16 protein-coding genes are annotated in these 18,471 nt (G+C 57.1%); 12 read left to right on the plus strand and 4 right to left on the minus strand.

The window, feature by feature from the left end; genetic code table 11:
• The first annotated feature begins 16 nt into the window (after positions 1–16).
• The 9 genes from wzy to JJB07_RS21910 are packed head-to-tail and all read left to right on the plus strand — an operon-like array spanning position 17 to position 10,484.
• Positions 17–1,519, plus strand: coding sequence for an O-antigen polysaccharide polymerase Wzy (wzy, locus tag JJB07_RS21870; RefSeq protein WP_201638241.1), 1,503 nt, complete (start codon positions 17–19; stop codon positions 1,517–1,519).
• Positions 1,516–2,655: a glycosyltransferase family 4 protein gene (locus tag JJB07_RS21875; RefSeq protein ID WP_201638242.1), complete on the plus strand. Its 1,140-nt coding sequence runs from the start codon at positions 1,516–1,518 to the stop codon at positions 2,653–2,655. The genes wzy and JJB07_RS21875 overlap by 4 nt, the downstream gene beginning before the upstream one ends.
• Before the next feature lie 6 nt (positions 2,656–2,661).
• Positions 2,662–3,672, plus strand: coding sequence for an NAD-dependent epimerase (locus JJB07_RS21880; RefSeq protein WP_201638262.1), 1,011 nt, complete (start codon positions 2,662–2,664; stop codon positions 3,670–3,672).
• A 3-nt stretch (positions 3,673–3,675) separates the two neighbouring features.
• A complete protein-coding gene (locus JJB07_RS21885; RefSeq protein WP_201638243.1) occupies positions 3,676–4,962 on the plus strand; it encodes a nucleotide sugar dehydrogenase in 1,287 nt (428 codons plus the stop codon).
• A 17-nt stretch (positions 4,963–4,979) separates the two neighbouring features.
• On the plus strand, positions 4,980–6,161 hold the full coding sequence (locus JJB07_RS21890) for a glycosyltransferase family 4 protein (protein WP_201638244.1): 1,182 nt from the start codon (positions 4,980–4,982) through the stop codon (positions 6,159–6,161).
• Complete coding sequence (locus JJB07_RS21895; RefSeq protein WP_201638245.1) at positions 6,158–6,781, plus strand: sugar transferase; 624 nt, start codon at positions 6,158–6,160, stop codon at positions 6,779–6,781. The genes JJB07_RS21890 and JJB07_RS21895 overlap by 4 nt, the downstream gene beginning before the upstream one ends.
• A 2-nt stretch (positions 6,782–6,783) precedes the next feature.
• Positions 6,784–7,416, plus strand: a complete 633-nt coding sequence (locus JJB07_RS21900; protein WP_201638246.1) for an acetyltransferase — start codon at positions 6,784–6,786, stop codon at positions 7,414–7,416.
• 15 nt (positions 7,417–7,431) lie between these two features.
• Positions 7,432–8,532, plus strand: coding sequence for a DegT/DnrJ/EryC1/StrS family aminotransferase (locus JJB07_RS21905; protein WP_201638247.1), 1,101 nt, complete (start codon positions 7,432–7,434; stop codon positions 8,530–8,532).
• Positions 8,533–8,579: 47 nt separating this feature from the next.
• Entirely contained in the window at positions 8,580–10,484 is a 1,905-nt protein-coding gene (locus JJB07_RS21910; RefSeq protein ID WP_201638248.1) for a polysaccharide biosynthesis protein, read from the plus strand.
• Between the two features lie 48 nt (positions 10,485–10,532).
• Here the strand turns inward: JJB07_RS21910 and JJB07_RS21915 are convergent, their stop codons facing one another.
• Positions 10,533–11,843: a DUF2046 domain-containing protein gene (locus JJB07_RS21915; RefSeq protein ID WP_201638249.1), complete on the minus strand. Its 1,311-nt coding sequence runs from the start codon at positions 11,841–11,843 to the stop codon at positions 10,533–10,535.
• 219 nt (positions 11,844–12,062) lie between these two features.
• Here JJB07_RS21915 and JJB07_RS21920 point away from each other — a divergent pair, with 219 nt between their 5' ends.
• Together JJB07_RS21920 and JJB07_RS21925 are read left to right on the plus strand one after the other, a co-directional pair.
• On the plus strand, positions 12,063–13,370 hold the full coding sequence (locus tag JJB07_RS21920) for a glucose-6-phosphate isomerase (protein WP_201638250.1): 1,308 nt from the start codon (positions 12,063–12,065) through the stop codon (positions 13,368–13,370).
• 125 nt (positions 13,371–13,495) lie between these two features.
• The gene (locus tag JJB07_RS21925; protein WP_201638251.1) at positions 13,496–14,416 is read left to right on the plus strand and encodes an AlbA family DNA-binding domain-containing protein; all 921 of its coding nucleotides are present in this window, start codon (positions 13,496–13,498) and stop codon (positions 14,414–14,416) included.
• A 46-nt stretch (positions 14,417–14,462) separates the two neighbouring features.
• Here JJB07_RS21925 and JJB07_RS21930 read toward each other — a convergent pair whose 3' ends face one another.
• Positions 14,463–14,897, minus strand: a complete 435-nt coding sequence (locus JJB07_RS21930; protein WP_201638252.1) for a VanZ family protein — start codon at positions 14,895–14,897, stop codon at positions 14,463–14,465.
• An 81-nt stretch (positions 14,898–14,978) separates the two neighbouring features.
• Here JJB07_RS21930 and JJB07_RS21935 point away from each other — a divergent pair, with 81 nt between their 5' ends.
• On the plus strand, positions 14,979–15,881 hold the full coding sequence (locus tag JJB07_RS21935; RefSeq protein WP_201638253.1) for an EamA family transporter: 903 nt from the start codon (positions 14,979–14,981) through the stop codon (positions 15,879–15,881).
• Between the two features lie 18 nt (positions 15,882–15,899).
• Here the strand turns inward: JJB07_RS21935 and JJB07_RS21940 are convergent, their stop codons facing one another.
• Both JJB07_RS21940 and JJB07_RS21945 read right to left on the minus strand, forming a co-directional pair.
• Positions 15,900–16,388, minus strand: coding sequence for a DUF6130 family protein (locus tag JJB07_RS21940; RefSeq protein WP_201638254.1), 489 nt, complete (start codon positions 16,386–16,388; stop codon positions 15,900–15,902).
• A gap of 73 nt (positions 16,389–16,461) precedes the next feature.
• On the minus strand, positions 16,462–18,093 hold the full coding sequence (locus JJB07_RS21945; protein ID WP_201638255.1) for a stalk domain-containing protein: 1,632 nt from the start codon (positions 18,091–18,093) through the stop codon (positions 16,462–16,464).
• Positions 18,094–18,471: the final 378 nt, after the last annotated feature.

Here is an 18,471-nt window from a genome sequence, read left to right on the forward strand (position 1 = left end):
AGAAAGGGGGAGACGAATGGTTCAGACGCTTGGGAAGCGACTGCCCTCTATGATCTTGCTCATCTTGGTCGCCGTCCTGATCGGCTATTACTCCGTCTCCGCCAGCGAGAAGCTGACCGACGGAGAGAACGGCATCTGGCGGGTCATCACCCTCGTTTCGATTTTCAATTCGTTTCTGCTGTGCGTGTACATTCGCGCCCGCTTTCGGCAGACGCAGGACATGTTCGATTTCGGCATTTTGTTCGCCGCGTTTTTTCTCAGTTACAACCCGGTGTTGCTGATCAGCAACGCCTCGCACTTTATCGATTTTGGATTTTTGGACAACGCCTATCCGATCCAGTTCAGCACCGCCACCTATCTCAAGGCGTGCAACTGCGGGATGCTCGGCGTCCTCGGCTTGGTGGCCGGACAAGCAATTTTTTCACCGAAAAAAGGGTCGGGCAAAGTCCTGAATCCGGAAGATGTGCAGAAGATCGTCGGCAACATGCGGCACTTCTGGTTCGGGCTGTCGCTGTTCCTGCTCGGGCTCGTCCTGCTGCTGCTCGACTTCCAGCGCATCGGCGGTTTGCTCTATGCGTTGAAACTCGACCGCGGGGTGCGCATCGAAATGCTCGCCCAAGCGCAAGGGGGCCTCGGGCTCCCGTATACCACGTTTGTTTTCGTCGGCATCGCAATGCTGGCGTTCTCGATTCGCAACGTGCCGCCGCTGCAGATTCGTCCGCTGTTGACGATGGGGGCGATCGGCATGTGGTCGCTGCTGATGATGATGCAAGGGGACCGGCGGATGATGACGTACTCGGTCATCATTTTTTCCACGGTGTACTTTGCGGGGCGGCGGATCAACATGATGCGGGTGTCGGTGATTCTCGCGCCGGTGTATATTTTCTTCCAGATCTTCAACCAGATTCGCTTCTTCATCCCGTTTCTGTTCGACGGGACGTTTACGTTCGGCGATATGATGGACTATCTCAACCGCAACTTTGACGTGGAGTGGTTCTCGCCGGCCGGCGGGGAAGCGTCCGGGCCGTATTTTACCTTGTTGTACAACTTGGAACATCCGGGGGGCTGGCAGTACGGGTTGACGTACTTGCTGGCGGTCCCGATGATCTTGCCGCGGATGCTCTATATAGGAGAGAAGCCGCTGACCGTCGCGCAATCGTTTGCGAAACAGATTCAGTATTTGTATTACTCCGACCGCAATTCGGCGATTGGATGGGGATATTCGCCGTTGTCGGAAGCGTACGTCAACTTGGGTTATGCGGGGGTGTTCCTCGTGTTCATGGGTCTGGCGTATGCGTTTATCCGCTTGGCGAGGGCGAAGGGCGGTTCGAGCAACGGGATGTTGCTCAGTGCCGTTCTGACGCCGGAAGCGATGAACATGAACCGCATCAACGCGGCGGCTTTCGTGCAGGAGGTCGCGTTCATCATCGGTCTGCTGGTCTTCACGATTCTGGGCATTCAGTATCTGGAGAAAAAAGAGCAGAAACGGGTGGGCGACCCTAAGGAGGAACCTTCATGAGAAAAATCCTGTTCGTCATCACCGGCTTGCACGTCGGCGGTGCCGAGATGATGCTGTGGAAACTGTGTGACCGCATCGACCGTACGAAGTTTCAACCGGTCGTGCTCTCGCTGATGGGCGACGGACCGATCGGCGAACGACTTCGCAAAAGCGGCGTCGAAGTTCACACGATCAACATGAGTCCGGGCCGCCCGACGCCGGGCGCTCTGGCCCGCCTCGTGCGCAAAGTCCGCGAGATTCAGCCTCACCTCTTGCAAGGCTGGATGTATCACGGCAACCTCGCGGCGCAGCTGGCAGGCGTTTTTTTGAAAGGCAAGGTTCCGGTGCTGTGGAACATCCGCCATTGTGTCTACTCGCTCAAGTATGAGAAAAGATCGACTGCCCTGCTGATCGCAGGCAGTCGCTGGTTCTCCAAGAAGCCGCGCGCGATCATCTACAACACGCGCACGGGAGCGGGTCAGCACGAAGGGCTTGGCTACAGCTCGAAACATACCCACGTGTTGCCCAACGGTTTTGATCTTGACCTGTTCGCGCCGTCTCCCGATGCGTACCAAACGGTTCGGGCGGAACTCGGCGTTCCCGAAGATGCGTTTCTGATCGGGCTGATCGGACGCTATGATCCGATGAAAGACCATCGGACGTTTCTGGAAGCGGCGCACCACTTCGTACAGGCGAATCCGCACGTGCATTTCGTCTGCGCGGGTCGCGGGGTGACGATGGAGAATCCGGACTTTGCCGGATGGGTGCAAGAGTTCGGCTTGCAAGATCATGTGCATCTGCTGGGCGAGCGCAATGACACGCCGAGATTGATGTCTGCGTTCGATATCTTGACCTCGTCTTCGTACAGCGAGGGTTTCTCGAACGTGATCGGCGAGGCGATGGCTTGCGGCACGCCTTGTGTCGTGACCGATGTGGGAGACTCGGCGTGGATCGTCGGCAAGCACGGACTCGTCGTACCGCCGCGCGACCCGGCGTCGCTGGCGGTCGCGTGGCAGTCTGTGCTCAATATGAATCCGGCGAAGTTGCAAGAGATGGGTCGTTTGTCTCGGCAACGCGTGCAGGACAATTTTTCGCTGGAATTCATCGTCAATCGCTATGAGAACCTCTACGGCGATGTTCTGAAGGGAGCTCTGTAACTCATGATGAAAAAAGTGCTGGTCACCGGCGCGGCCGGTTTTATCGGCTTTCATGTCTCGCAACGCCTGTTGGAAGCGGGTGTCACCGTCGTCGGCCTCGACGAGGTCAACGACTACTACGACCCGACGTTAAAAGAAGCCCGCCTCGCGCAACTGACGCCGCACGAGAACTTCACGCACTGCAAAATTTCGCTGCAAGACACGGCGGCGATGGATGCGATGTTCGCCGAGCATGAGTTCCACACGGTGATCCATCTCGCGGCACAAGCGGGCGTGCGCTACTCCTTGACCAACCCCCGCGCGTACATCGATTCGAACATTGTCGGGTTTCTCAACATTTTGGAAGGCTGCCGTCACGGCGGGGTGAAGCATCTGCTCTACGCATCGTCCTCGTCGGTGTACGGAGCCAACACCGACATGCCGTTCTCCGTTCACCGGGGCGTCAACCATCCGCTGAGTTTGTACGCGGCGTCCAAGAAATCCAACGAGATGATGGCCCATACCTACAGCCATCTGTTCGGATTGCCGACGACGGGGTTGCGATTTTTCACCGTGTACGGTCCTTGGGGGCGGCCGGATATGGCGTTGTTCTTGTTCACCAAAGCGATTCTCGAAGGCAAGCCGATTCAACTGTTCAACAACGGCGATATGCAACGCGACTTCACGTACGTGGACGATATCGTCGAAGGAATCGTGCGTCTCGCGGAGAAACCGGCCGTGCCCGACCCGACGTGGGACGGCAACAACCCGGACCCGGGGACGAGTTACGCACCGTACCGTCTGTACAACATTGGCTCCCACAACCCGGTCAAACTGGGCGAGTACGTTTCGACGCTGGAGGATGCACTGGGGATCAAAGCGATCAAAGAATACCTGCCGATGCAACCGGGCGATGTCCCGGCGACGTTTGCAGACGTGGACGATCTCTGGCGCGATGTTGATTTCAAACCGTCAACGAGCTTGAAGACGGGCATTGGCAATTTCGTGGCGTGGTACAGAAACTATTATGGGGTGTAGACAGTGACAGAGAAAAAAGTAGGGGTCGTAGGGTTAGGGTACGTAGGACTGCCGGTTGCACTTGCTTTTGGGGAAAAATGGCCGACGATCGGCTTTGACATCAACGAGCGTCGGGTGAACGCACTGCAGAACGCCGTCGACGAAACGGGCGAACTGAGTGCCGAGGAGTTGCGTCAATCGGCGCTTTTGGAATACACCACCGACGGAGCGCGACTCGGCGAGTGCCACTTCATCATCGTGGCGGTGCCGACTCCGATTGACGACGCGAAGAAACCGGACTTGACCGCACTTCGCAAGTCGTCGGAAACGGTCGGCCAAAACATGGCGAAAGGCACGGTCATCGTGTACGAATCGACCGTGTATCCGGGCGCGACGGAGGAATACTGCGTGCCGGTTCTGGAGCGAACGTCGGGACTGCGCTGCGGCGTCGACTTTTTCGTCGGGTATTCGCCGGAGCGCATCAATCCGGGCGACCACGAGCACACGTTCAAGAACATCGTGAAAGTCGTCTCCGGTCAAGATGAGAACACGCTGAACCTCGTCGCCGACATGTACGGAAGCGTCGTGGACGCCGGAGTTTTTCGTGCAGGTTCGATCAAAGTCGCCGAAGCGGCGAAAGTCATCGAGAACACCCAGCGCGACTTGAACATCGCCCTGATGAACGAGTTGGCGATGATCTTCGACCGCATGGGCATCGACACAAAAGACGTGCTGGAAGCGGCGGGCACGAAATGGAACTTCCTGCCCTTCACACCGGGTTTGGTCGGCGGGCACTGCATCGGGGTTGATCCGTACTATCTCACGCACAAAGCGGAGAGCATCGGCTACCACCCGCAAGTCATCCTCGCGGGCCGTCGGATCAATGACAACATGGGCCATTTTATCGCGACTTCGCTCGTCAAGCAGATGGCGTTGCAAGGCATGACGCTGCAAAACGCCAACGTCACGGTGCTCGGCCTGACGTTCAAAGAGAACGTCACCGACCTGCGCAACTCCAAAGTCGTCGACATCATCGACGAACTGCAAGAGTTCGGCGTCAACGTCACCGTCCATGATCCGCTGGGCGACCCGTCGATTGCCGAGCATGAGTACGGCGTGAAACTCACGGCGCTTCAAGACCTCCCGCCCGCAGACGCGATCGTCTACGCGGTGCCGCATGCGTTTTACCGCGAACTGGGCTGGAACGGACTCTCGGGTCTGCTCAAGAACGGTCGCGGAATTCTCGTGGACATCAAGCATCAACTTCCTCCGCAGGACTGCCCGACCGGCGTCACGCTGTGGAGACTGTAGAGAGCGAGGGAGTTCAGATGACCCGTAAAGCCGCGTTCGTCGCGTCTGTCTACAGACACTTTGATTTGTTCCACGTGCCCGTCATGGAGATGTTGCAGCGCGAAGGCTACGAAGTTCACGCCTTTGCCGAGGACGACTATGCCAAAGTACGCCTCCAAGAGCGCGGCATCATCTGCCACGACATCCCGATTGCCCGCTCTCCGTTGAAGTGGTCGAACATCAGCGCCGCTCGGCTTTTGATCTCGCACTTCAAACGAGAGCAGTTCCAACTTCTCCACGTCCACACGCCGGTTGCGTCGATTCTGGGGAGAATCGCCGGCCGCGTGGCAAACGTGCCGGCCGTGTTGTATACGGCGCACGGATTTCACTTTTACAAGGGAGCACCTCTGCCGTTTTGGATGCTCTACTATCCGGTGGAGCGCGTGATGTCGTCGTGGACTGATGCGTTGATTACGATCAACCGCGAAGACTTCGACCGCGCGTCGAATGAATTCTCGGCCGACGAAGTTCTCTACGTACCGGGTGTCGGCGTGGACATCGAACGCTTCGCCCCGGAGAACACAAGCGTTGCGAAAGCCCGCATCCGTGCCGAGTTGAACATCGCCGAGGACGAGCACCTCGTCGTCTGCGTGGCCGAACTCAACGACAACAAAAACCAGATGCAACTGATCGAAGCACTGCCGCACCTGCCGTCTCACCTCAAAGTCCGCTGTCTGCTGGTCGGCGTGGGCGAGCACGACGTCCTTTTGAAAAAAAGAGCCGAGGAGCTCGGTGTCGCGGATTCTCTTCACCTGCTGGGATACCGGTTGGATGTGCCGGATTTGATTGCGGCGTCCGATGTCTGCACGTTGCTTTCGAAGCGCGAAGGGTTGCCCCGCTTTTTATTAGAAGCGATGGCGACGGGGCGTCCGATTCTCGCGACGAACATTCGCGGGAGCCGCGATCTCGTGCAGGACGGAGAGACGGGGTATCTGGTGCCGGTGGGAGATTCGTTGGCGACGGCGAACGCGTTGGAGAGGTTGCTCGCCGATGAGGAATTGCGGGGCGAGATGGGCCGTACGATTCGCGAGCGGGTCGCACCGTATCGAACGGAGAACGTCGTGCGGGAGTTGCAAGGCATCTACGCCGACGTGTTGCGCAAAAAGCAGAGCCACACCCAAGGGGAAGCAGCAGTGGGGAGAGGGGGACTTTCTTCATGAAGCGATTGTTTGATGTTTCGGTTGCACTTGCACTTTTACTTGTGTTCTTGCCTTTGATCTTGGTCTTGTTTGTACTGGTACGCGTGTTTTTGGGGAGCCCGGTACTTTTCACACAGGCGCGTCCGGGCTTGCACGGCAAAATTTTTAACGTGATGAAGTTTCGGACGATGACCGACAAGCGCGATGAGCAAGGCTACTTGTTGCCCGATGATGTCCGGTTGACTCCGTTTGGCAAATGGCTTCGCAATTGGAGCTTGGATGAACTCCCGCAGTTGTTCAACGTGCTCAGAGGCGACATTTCCTTGGTCGGCCCGCGACCGTTGCTGCCGGAATACTTGGAACTCTACACCCCGGAGCAAGCCCGCCGACACGACGTGCGTCCCGGCATCACGGGATGGGCGCAGGTGAACGGGCGCAACAACATCTCTTGGGAAGACAAGTTCTCGCTCGATGTTTGGTATGTGGACAACCGCTCGTTTTGGTTGGACATGAAGATTCTCTACATGACGGTCTTGCGCGTGGTTCGTCCCGTTGACATCAACCAAGACGGTCAAGCGACGGTTACGCGATTCACAGGCTCAACTGCGCCGACGGGTCGCCAGCATTCGAAGGGGCTGTAAGCATGGCGAATGTGATTCTGATCGGCATGGGCGGTCACAGCAAAGTGGTCGCCGACATCGCGCGACGGTGCGGGCATCGCGTCGTGGGATTTCTCGACGACCGCGAGCCTGCGGTGCCGAATCCGCTCTATCTGGGGCGGGTCGGACAGGCTGCCGAGTTTTGTCAAGGTGAAGATCGTCAACTGGTCATCGCGATCGGCGTGAACGAAGTGCGCCGCAAACTTGCAGAGTCGTTGGAACAGCAGGGGGGAATTCAATTCGCGACCCTGATCGATCCAAGCGTCATCCTCGGGTCGCACGTGGAGATTGGAGTCGGCACGGTCATCATGCCGGGCGCCATTCTCAACGCCGATGCGAAGGTCGGACGACATGCGATCGTCAACACGGCGGCGACGGTCGATCATGACTGCCGAATCGGCGACTATGCGCATCTGTCGCCGGGCGTCCATCTGGCGGGCACCGTGACGGTGGGCGAGGGCACGCACTTTGGAACGGGAGCTCTCGCGATTCCTGGCGTTCGCGTCGGATCGTGGGTGACGATCGGGGCCGGTGCGACGGTGATCGGCGAGATTCCGGATTCGACGACAGCGGTCGGGGTGCCGGCTGTGGTCAAGAAAGTCAAAAACAACATCTGAGGGTGGGGTACACATATGATTCCGTTGTCGGGACCTGATATTGGGGAACGTGAGAAAGAATTGGTGCTGGAAGTTTTGCAATCCGGTCACTTGGGCTTAGGTCCGAAAGCGGTCGAGTTCGAGCGCATGATGGCAGCGTACGCGGGGACGAAGTACGCGATTTCCTGCAACAGCGGGACGAGCGGTCTGCACATGCTGGTTCGTGCGATGGGCATTTCGGACGGAGATGAAGTCATCACGACTCCGTTCTCCTTCGTTGCTTCGTCGAACTGCGTGTTGTTCGAGCGTGCGAAGCCCGTTTTTGTCGACATTGACGAAGCGACGTACAACATGGACGTCTCGCAGATTGAAGCGAAGATCACGGAACGCACCAAGGCGATTTTGCCGGTTCATGTATTTGGTCAACCGGCGAACATGACGGAAATTCGCCGCATCGCCGACAAGTACAATCTGCGGATCATCGAGGACTCTTGTGAAGCAATCGGGGCCAAGTGGAAGGGCAAGTCGGCCGGTTCTCTGGGCGACGCGGGTGTCTTCGCTTTTTATCCGAACAAGCAACTGACGACCGGCGAGGGCGGAATCGTCGTCACCGATGACGAGGAGTTGGCCAACCTTTGCTTCTCGTTGCGCAACCAAGGTCGCGGTGAAAACGGTCTTTGGCTGGATCATGTTCGTCTGGGCTACAACTACCGCATGGACGAATTGAGTGCCGCGCTCGGCGTGGCGCAAATGGAACGTGTGGATGAAATTCTGAGCCGCCGTGCCAAAGTCGCGGATCTCTACTTTGAGAAATTGCGCGAGGTGCCGGGCATCATCTTGCCGCAGTCGGTGGCGGACGCCGACGTGTCGTGGTTCGTGTATGTCATTCGTTTCGCGGAGCATCTCAACCGCGATGAGATCATGGTTTCGCTGTCCAAGGAAGGCATCGGGTGCCGTCCGTACTTCACGCCGATCCACCTGCAACCGTTCTACAAGGAACAGTTCGGGTTCCAAGAAGGGGACTTCCCGGTAACGGAGCATGTCGCCAAAGGAACGCTTGCCATTCCGTTCTTCACCAACATGACGGAAGCGCAAGTCGACGGCGTCGTGGAAGCGTTGAAGAGACACGTACTTTAAGTAGATAGATATCGAAAGTCCCGTGTAGGGTGGGGGGGAGTCCGGACATGAGCTACAGAATGCGGTGGTGTCTGCTGGGGGTGTTGGACGCCTTTGTCGTATCAACCGTTATCGTATTGGTGTATTTCAACTTGCTTGATTTTTCGGTCGCGGAGTCGGATCACGAACTGCTGCGCAGTCTGCCGTATGTGTGCGGCTTGTACATTCTCGTCACGCTGGTAGCCTTCTCTGCGTTTGGAGTCTACCGAAAAATTTGGGAGTATGCCTCGATCGGGGAGTTCTACCTGCTGTTCTCGGCGACGACCGTCGTCGGAGCGGTGGTCTTTGCGATCAACAGCATCATCTCCAACTTGTGGGCACTCTACGTGGTGCCCCGTCCGATCTACCTGTTCATTTGGGTCTTGGCGACGATTGCCTTGCTTGGGATGCGCATCGGCTGGCGTCTGCTGCGCACGTCTTTGCTCAAAACAAACGAAGGCGACCGGATCTTGATCGTGGGGGCCGGCAGCGGTGGGGCGTTGTTGGCACGCGAATTGAAACAGGTTCACCATGTCAAGGGCCATCCGGTCGCGTTCATCGACGATGATCGTTCCAAACACGGCTTGCACGTCATGGGCGTGCCGGTCGTCGGCGACCGCCACTCGATTCCGGCGGTTGTGGAGAAGCGCAACATCCAGCAGATTATCATCGCGATGCCGTCTCTGCACTCGGAGGAGATCGCGAAGATCATCAACATCTGCCGCGAGACGTCGGCAAAAGTGAAGACCTTGCCGCGCATCTCCGACTTCCTGAGCGACAAAGCGCCGATTCACCAAGTGCGCGACATTCGCTTGGAGGACCTCTTGGGCCGCGAACCGGTCAAAGTCGATCTCGCCGGCATCGCGGAATACTTGCGCGGGCAAGTCGTGCTGGTCACCGGCGCGGGCGGCTCCATCGGGTCGGAGCTCTGCCGGCAGATCGTGAAGTTTGCTCCGGCGAAACTGCTCTTGCTCGGACATGGCGAGAATTCGATCTACGAGATCGAGTTGGAGCTGCGCAACAACCATCCCGAGATTCACCTGGAGACGTTGATCGCCGACATCCAAGACCGCAAGCGCATCGAGCAAGTGTTCCAAACGTTCGAACCCTCGGTCGTCTTCCATGCCGCCGCTCACAAGCACGTTCCGCTGATGGAGCGCAACCCGGCCGAAGCGATCAAGAACAACGTCCTCGGCACGCAAAATGTCGCCGAGTGCTCGCATCTGTTCGGCGTCTCGAAATTCGTCCTGATCTCGTCCGACAAAGCGGTCAACCCGACGTCGGTCATGGGCGTCACCAAGCGTGTCGCCGAGATGATCATCCAAAGCTTGGATCGTGTCAGCGACACGAAGTTCGTCGCCGTCCGCTTCGGCAACGTGTTGGGCAGCCGGGGGTCGGTCATCCCGATCTTCCAACGCCAGATTCGCGAGGGCGGCCCGGTCACCGTCACGCATCCGGAGATGGTGCGCTACTTCATGACGATTCCGGAAGCTTCGCAATTGGTCATCCAAGCGGGCGCTTTTGCCGAGGGCGGTGAGATTTTCATCCTCGACATGGGCCAGCCGGTCAAGATCGTCGATTTGGCACGCGCCGTCATCCAACTGTCCGGACTCAAGCCGGACGTCGACATCCCGGTGGAGTTCACAGGCATTCGTCCGGGTGAGAAACTGTTCGAAGAGCTGTTGATGAACGAGGAGGGCTTGAACCCGACCCGTCATGATCGGATCTTCTACGGCAATCCTGTCGACTTCGACGTACACAACCTGCACCAGCGCATGGAGCAGTTGAAGGAACTCTCCTTCGCGGAGAACGAACAGGAGCGCAACGATCTCTACATTCGCTACTACCTCGGCGTGTTGGTTCCGACCTACAAGTGTGACGCCGACAAGCGTGTGCAGATCGAACGCTTGATTCCCGAACTCATGAAATTATAAAAAAAAGAACCGGCCTCGCGAGAGGTCGGTTCTTCTTTTTCTATCTGCTTACTTCGTGATGACGTAGTCGATGTTGATGTTCGTGCCCAGAGCCGCCGCGTTCTTGGTGCCGGTGCGCACGATGGAGATCGTGTGATCGCCTGCAGCCAGTCCGCTTGCGGAGAACAAGATTTGCTTGTACAGGTTGGCGCTGTTGTAGTAGTCGATCGTGCCGACCTTCTGCCCGTCGATCATCACGTCTGCGATGCCCATGTACGCCGACTTGTAGCCGCCGACTTGGATCGAAGTGCCTTTGAACGTGAACGAAAGCGAGGCGTTTGCCGTTCCGGAGTACTTCGCTTTGCCGGACGAGAAAGCGGCGTTCGCGCCGTCCGACCAAGTGCCGGTGTAGGTGATGGCGGCGTTGTTTTCTTCGACTGTTGCGCCGCCCGTGATCGGGGCAGCCGGAGCAGTAGCAGCCGGAGCGGGAGTCGTGCCGCTCGATGCGGCGACCGTTTTCGTTTGCAGGTCTGCAATCGCGGTCTTGATCGAAGCGACATCCGCTTTCAGTGCCGCGATGGTCGCGTTGAGAGCGGCGACTTCTGCAGACGATTGCGAGCTGTTCGCGGTCGGAGTCGGTTCCGGGGTCGCCGGTGCGGCCGGAGCTGCGACGAGAGAATTCGCGCCGCCTTGGAGAGCGGTGACGCGAGCGTCGAGCGCGTTGATTTTGTCATTGAGCTTCGTTGCCACAGCTTCTGCCGTGATCTTGCCTGCCTCGATGGTAGCGTTCATCGTGGCAACCGACGCGCTCAGGGTGTCAACGGTCGCCAACTTGGATTTGTTGGTTTCGTTGTCGGCCGCCAGTTTCTCCAACTTCGCGGTATGATCGGCGAGAGTGCCGCCAAGCGACGTGAACTTGTCCGTGTTGACTTGGACTTGCGTTTGCAGAGCGGTGACCGAATCGGAGAGAGTTTTCACCGTGCCGGCAGCCGCTGCGTCGGCAGCCGCTAATTTTTCTAATTTCGCCGCGTGGTCGGTGATGCTTGCGCCAAGCGTTACGAATTTCTGTTCGTGTGCGTTCACTTGCGTTTGCAGAGCTGCGTTGTCCGCTTGCAATTTCGTGATCGTGACAGCCTGTGCGTTGACTTTGGTCGTCAACTCATCCACCGTTTTTTGCAAAGACGTGTTGTTCGTTTGCATGGAATTCACAGTGTTGGTCAACGCTTGTACAGAAGCGGCCAACGTTGCAATGTCCCCCGGTACTCCGTTGCTGTACTCGCTGTTCCCGTTCCCGGCAAATGCGTTCGTGCTGCCCGAGAACAGCAGGAACCCGCCGACGACGAACGAGGTCAGAGCCAGCATCCAACCTTTTTTCCTCATTCTGATTGCCCCCTAACAAGTTACTTCTCCCCATTCAAATTTTCCCAACAATATGTATTAAAGTCAAGCCAAAACTACGATTTAACTGACTATTTTTTGCTATGGTAATCATAAGACTGTTCATATGAATGCCAGTTGTGACGTATAAGGAAAGAGGGTACAATTTGGGAAGGACTGGGCAGACTACTTTTAAACAGTAGAAAAAAAGGAGAGAACCACATGTCGCACTTCCAACTGGATACAAAAGCAGCAGACAAATGGTTGAACGAAGGAGAACAAACGGACTGGGCACTCGAAGTGAAACGAGCTCATGAGACCGTCCACAACGGGACAGGCCGTGGCAGTGACTTCCTCGGCTGGGTCGAACCGCTGGACGTGGACGGCGAGATCGTCCAGAACGTCCTCGCCGCAGCCAAACGCATCCGCGCGAATTCGGATGTTCTGCTGGTGATCGGTATCGGCGGTTCGTATGCGGGCGCGCGTGCGGGCATCGAGATGTTGACCCACGCGTTCCGCAATCAATTTGCGGCAGAGCGTCAAGGCCCGGAAGTGTATTTCATCGGCCACAACTTGAGCGCGACGTACATAACCCAACTGTTCCAACTGATCGAAGGCAAGGACGTCTCCGTCAACGTGATCTCGAAGTCGGGGACGACCACCGAACCGGCGCTGGCGTTCCGACTCGTGCGCGACTGGATGGTGAACAAGTACGGAGTCAAAGCCGGCGAGCGCATCTACGCGACCACCGATGAGAAGAAAGGCGCGCTGCGCACGCTCTCCGACTCCGAAGGCTACACCACATTCGTCATCCCGGACGATGTCGGCGGCCGCTACTCCGTCCTGACGCCGGTCGGTCTGCTCCCGATGGCGGCGGCGGGCATCGACATCGAAGCGATGCTTCGAGGTGCGCACGAAGCCAAGGAAGTCTACTCCAACGGGAACCTCGCGGAGAACTCCTGCTACCAATACGCGGCCTACCGCAACGACCTCTACCGCAAGGGCAAAGGAATTGAACTGCTGGTCTCCTACGACCCGCGCTTCATCACGTTTGCCGAGTGGTGGAAACAGCTGTTCGGTGAATCGGAAGGCAAGGAACACAAGGGCATCTACCCGGCGTCCGTGCAATTCACCACCGACCTGCACTCGATGGGCCAATACATCCAAGAAGGCCCGCGCCACCTGTTTGAAACGGTGCTGTGGGTAGACGAAGCGGGTCACGATGAACTGAAAGTTCCGCACCAAGAGGGCGACCTCGACGGCTTGAACTACCTGACGGGCAAATCGGTGAACTTCGTGAACCAACAAGCGATGCTCGGGACGCTCGAAGCGCACCAAGACGGCGAAGTGCCGAACTTCGTCCTGCACATCCCGGAACTCACCGCCCACAACGTCGGCCACCTGTTCTATTTCTTTGAAAAAGCCTGCGCAATCTCCGGCTACTTGCTCGACGTCAACCCGTTCGACCAACCGGGCGTCGAAGCGTACAAGAAAAACATGTTCCGCCTGCTCGGAAAACCTTCGAAGTAGGACGTCCCTTTTTTCAGAAAAAGAGACCTCGACCGCACGGGCGGAGAGGTCTTTTTTTGCTTCCCAATTGCGGAGGTGCGGCGTATCATAAAGGGGAAGAGTCAGGAGGAACAAGGAGGGCGCTCATGAACCGGCTGATCGATTGTCGATTTGTCGCCGCAGTTCAGCGCTTCGAGGACGAGGAAGTTCAGATCCGTCTCTTTCATGAAGTGGAACGGGAGGACCTGCCTCTGTTTCGAGAGCGCATTCGCAAGAGATGCTCCCTGCCGCGCCCATGTTTCGACCACCTGATCCGCACCGGGGTGCTGACGCTTGAAGATCCGCAGATGGTGGGGTATGAACCGGGTGACGCCCCGTGCGTCGTCGGGTTTGACATCCATTCACTCGGTCGTCGCGTCCAGTTTGACCTGTGTTTCCACACCAAGTTGGAAGCGTTTTGGCAGGAGAGCAACGTTCGGATTGAAGCTTTGATGCTCGACGAAGATGTGTTTGAAGCGTACACGTACCGCTTGCAAGCGATCTCCCGTTATCTGTACTTGGGTCGGGAGGACAACGTGTTTCGCGCCATCTCCGTGGATGAGAACCACGAGATCGAATTCAAGCAAGACTTTCTCAACTCCAAGGAAAAAATCCTCAAATCGGTCGTCGCCTTCGCCAACACCAACAACGGCAACCTCTATCTCGGCGTCTCCAACGACAAAAAAATCGTCGGCATCGCCCACGAGGTGGCCCGCTACGGCAACGAAGACAAATATCTGCTGGCGATTGCGTCCCTGTTGCACAACCGCATCTACCCGCTGCTCTCGCCGTTTCCCGAGATGCGCGTCGTCACCGTCGGGGGCAAAAAAGTCGTACACATCTGGGTTCCGGTTGGCAATACCATGCATGCTGTGCTAGAATCACTCGGAAGCGGACAGCATCGCCGACGAGTCGCTGTCAAACAAAACAACCAGTCCGTCTGGGTCGATGACCCGTACGATCTCGCGGAATTGTACATCAAACGTCGCATCGGCAACCACGCCGCCGCCAATCTGGGTCTTTTATGAAAAAGAAACCCGACCTCCTTGGAGGAACGGGTTTCCTTTTTTTGCATCAGGAGCGTTTGGGTTTCTGCAGTCGATGGTAGAGCCAGATGAAGAGCAAGGCCATGACCGAATCGAGCACGACGTCGGTCCAACGCGAACTGCGTCCGGGCGTAAACGCTTGGTGCAGTTCGTCGAAGCACGCATAGGCAAAGCAGATCCAAAACGAGGGCAGCACGCGGCGGGTCCATCGGTAGCAGAGGATGCCGAGCACGGAATAGACGATGCAATGCCCCACTTTGTGCAGCCAGAAGTCTGCGTTGAAGATCGTGGGGAGATGGAAAAAGGGATTGTTCGTGGACCAGACCAGATGCCAGTTGATTTTGTGCAGGTCGATCAAATAATGGTGCGGCGTATCGAAGTAGTCGAAAAGTTGCGTGATTATGAGGTCCGGCGTGGCCGACATCAGGAAAATCAGGGCCATCCAAAGTACAACCCAAGGCACGGCGTGCGTCTCCTCTCTAGGTGGGTATACTACCGATTGTCGCATGCGTGTTCTCAAAAGACAAGTAAAGGTGGTCGAACCATGAACCGCACACTCGCAATTCTCTTCGTCCTGCTCGGGGGCGCCTCGTATGGCTTGATTTCCCCGGCGGTGAAGATGGCGTATGACGCCGGTTTTACTCCGGCGGACGTGACGAGCTCGCAGTATTTTGCCGCGATGGCCGTCCTCGTGCTGATTGCGCTGTTCCAAGTGCGCCATCTGCGCGGGATGACGGGGCGCGACCTCGGGCTGTTGGTGTTCCTCGGGGTGCTTTCGACGGGAACTTCTGTGTTTTATTATCTTTCGCTCTCGTATTTGCCCGCTTCTTTGGCGATTGTCTTGCTGTTTCAATTTACGTGGATTGTGATGGTGATCGACTTCCTCGTCGCGCGTGCCAAGCCATCGCGCGTGAAGTGGGTGGCGCTTGGGATGATTTTCTTGGGCACGCTGTTGGCGGTCGATTTGCTTCATGCCCAGTGGGGGGACGTGTCGATGCTGGGGCTGGGACTTGGGTTCCTGTCTTCGATTACATACGGGGCGTTTCTGTATTTCACGGGGTATGTGCGGCAGGGCAGTTCGCCGTTTGCCAACTCGGCGGTGATCGCGGTGGCGTCGACGGCTGTGGCGTTCTTGATCTTCCCGCCGAAGTTCCTCTGGAACGGGAGTTTGGGCGAGGGGCTGTGGTACTGGGCGCTGATCATCGGCGGCTTGGGACAAGTCATCCCGCCGATTTTCTTCAACATCGGGATTCCGAAAATCGGCGGTGCCCTCGCCGCGGTGCTCGGAGCGATCGAGTTGCCGGTGGCGGTGGTGTCGGCGTTCTTGATCTTGCACGAGGAAGTGGTCGGCGTGCAATGGGTCGGGATCTTGCTGATTCTGCTCGGGATTGTCGTGACAGAAGTACGGCTTTTTACAGGCGTTCAAAAAAAGAACCCGGCCACTTGAGGTGGTCGGGTTCTTTTTTTACTTGACGTCGAATTCGGTGGTGTCTTCGACGTTGTAGGGTTGGTGATTGTTCGTGTGGAGCGAGGCTTTGAGCGTGTGGTGGCCGGGGGTGAGGTTGTCCAGTTGGTAGACTTTGTCCTTGACCGCGACTTTGGTCGGGGAGCCGTCGACGAACAGGTGGATGTGGCCTTCGCCCGGGACCGCTGCTTGGGAGTAGTGCTCCGGCGAAATCTTGAAGTTGGTGACGTTGAAGTGGATGGTGGCGTTGTGGCCGTTGACGTCGACGTTCAAGTCGAGCGTCGGTTTGGGGGTTGCGGCGACCGAATCGACGTCGGCCGGTTTCGCGGTGGTGGCCGACGCTTCGTGGTTCTGCATGTCCATGCCCGCCATGTCGTCGATGTTGCCCATGTCATCTCGGTTTTGCGGGGATGAGTCTTTGGAGCATCCCAGAAGCGCGGTGCTCAGTGCGAGGACGGCGAACAGGGCCGTCGCTTTTTTGTGAAGCATGAAAAAACTCCTCCTTGTGCTGCGATTCTCTCAACAGCATGCACAGGGAGGAGTTTTTCTAAACGGGTGTTTACTAGTTCAGTTTCGCCGTTTGTTTGGTGTGGTTGTGGTCCGGGTCGACTTGGTAGGTGATCGTGCCGGTTGCGTCGTCGAGCAGGGCCCAGCCCATGTCGAGATCAACGCTGTAGGAGTCCTCTCGCGGAGAGTAGTATTGGTTCTTGGCGAGGATGTTCTCGTTGTAGGTTTTCGCATCGAACGTGACGGATACGTTGATCAGCGGATCGACGGCGCCGGCTTCGTGTGCCCAACGGGTGAGTTGCTGAAGAAGATCGCTCATGGATTGGGCGTCGATTTCGCCGTTTGCTTTGTAGGGGTTGAAGTCTTTCAGGCGGACTTCGATGTCTTGGCCCGGACCTTCGAAGGACGGGAATCCCACGTAGCGGACGGTGACTTTTTTGCCCGTGGCCGGGTCGGTGAGTTCCGGGTGGTTCTGGGTGAGAGTTTCTGCAACTTGGTCGGCAGCGTCGTAAGCGGCCATGTCGTTTTGGTCTTCGTCATCCGGGTTCGGATTCGGGTTTGGCTTGTGCGTTTTGGAGTCGGCGATATACTTCGTGAACTCGGTGAAGGTCATTGGAGTTTGCGGTTGTTGCAGGAATACGGTGACGTCTTTGGAAGGGATGGCGAAGTTCAGTTCGCCGCCCATGTAGGACGCCGCGTTGGAGGTGACGCCGATGACATCGCCGTGCATGTCGAACAGAGCGCCGCCGGAAGAGCCGAATGTGTAGGGAGCGTTGGTTTGGAGGAACTCAATGTTTTTGGTGTCTTCCTTTTTGGTGGAGAGTTTGCGATGAAGTCCGGAGATGAGGCCGGCGGACAGGGTGTTTTGCATGCCGAGCGGCGACCCGATGGCGACGACGTTGTCTCCGATTTCGAGCGCGTCGGAGTTGCCGAATGTGACGGTTTGCAGGTTGGAGACGTTGATTTGCATCAGCGCGAGGTCGCGGTCCGGATCGTCGAGCAGAACTTTGGTTGCCGGGAACATCGTGCCGTCGTCAAATACAACCTTTGCCGTCGTGCCTTCTGCGAGCACGTGGTGGTTGGTGAGGATCTTGCCGTCGGCGGTGACGACCATGCCGGAGCCGGAGCCGAGCAGTTCGCCTTTTTTGTCATAGATGTTGATCATGACGACGCGGTCGAAGTTTTTGGCGATCTCCTTAATGGAGAGAGACGGTTCCGGTTTGGGAGTCGGCGGCAGGGTGTGGTCGATCGCCGGGTGGGTATCGATGGAGACCGTTTGGGTGGTTTCGTCCCACTTGGCTTGCAGGTTGAGGCCTTCGACCAGGGCGCGCACCGGGATCATGGTGACGTCGTTGATCAGTTGCGGGGCGATGTCGAGGAGGATGGCTTGGTCGTTTTTCTTGGCGGTGGTGCTGTCGAGGGTCATTTGGACTTTGTCGCGGTCGCGGGTGATTGTGGCCGTTTGCATGGCGGCATCCCATTCGACGGTGGCGCCGATCGCTTCGCAGATTGCACGAAGCGGGACGAGGACGCGGCCGTTTTGTTGAACGGGCATGGTGTTGAGGTGCACGATTTTGTTGTTAATCGTCAGGCCGATCGCATCTGGAGCAGCGGCGTAGACGTTGAGATTCGGCGTGGTGGCAAGCAGCAGAGAGCCGAGGAGGAGGCCGGGCAGAACTTTTTTCATAGAGAAAGTTGCTCCTTCGTTTATATGGTTATAACTCCCAATTCAACATGGAGGAGCAATATCCTTTATACAGGCGAAAAAAGCGGGAGTCGGTGTGCAGAGGAGTTGATTTGTCGCGGTTTGTTTCAGGGAAGTTGTTGAGTTGGGCGAGTGGGCATGCTAAGATTGCTCTTGTCGCCGCGAGATGCGGTTTGAAAATAAGTGTTGACAGATGGACAGGCTTCGTGATAGTCTAAGTGACGTCGCCGCTGAGCGACACGATTGATCCTTGAAAACTAAACGAGTGATAGATGAAGATCGATTCGAGTCAGCGAACCAAACTTTTATTGAGAGTTTGATCCTGGCTCAGGACGAACGCTGGCGGCGTGCCTAATACAT

The organism is Tumebacillus amylolyticus (assembly GCF_016722965.1).
In the GTDB taxonomy this organism is placed as follows: domain Bacteria; phylum Bacillota; class Bacilli; order Tumebacillales; family Tumebacillaceae; genus Tumebacillus; species Tumebacillus amylolyticus.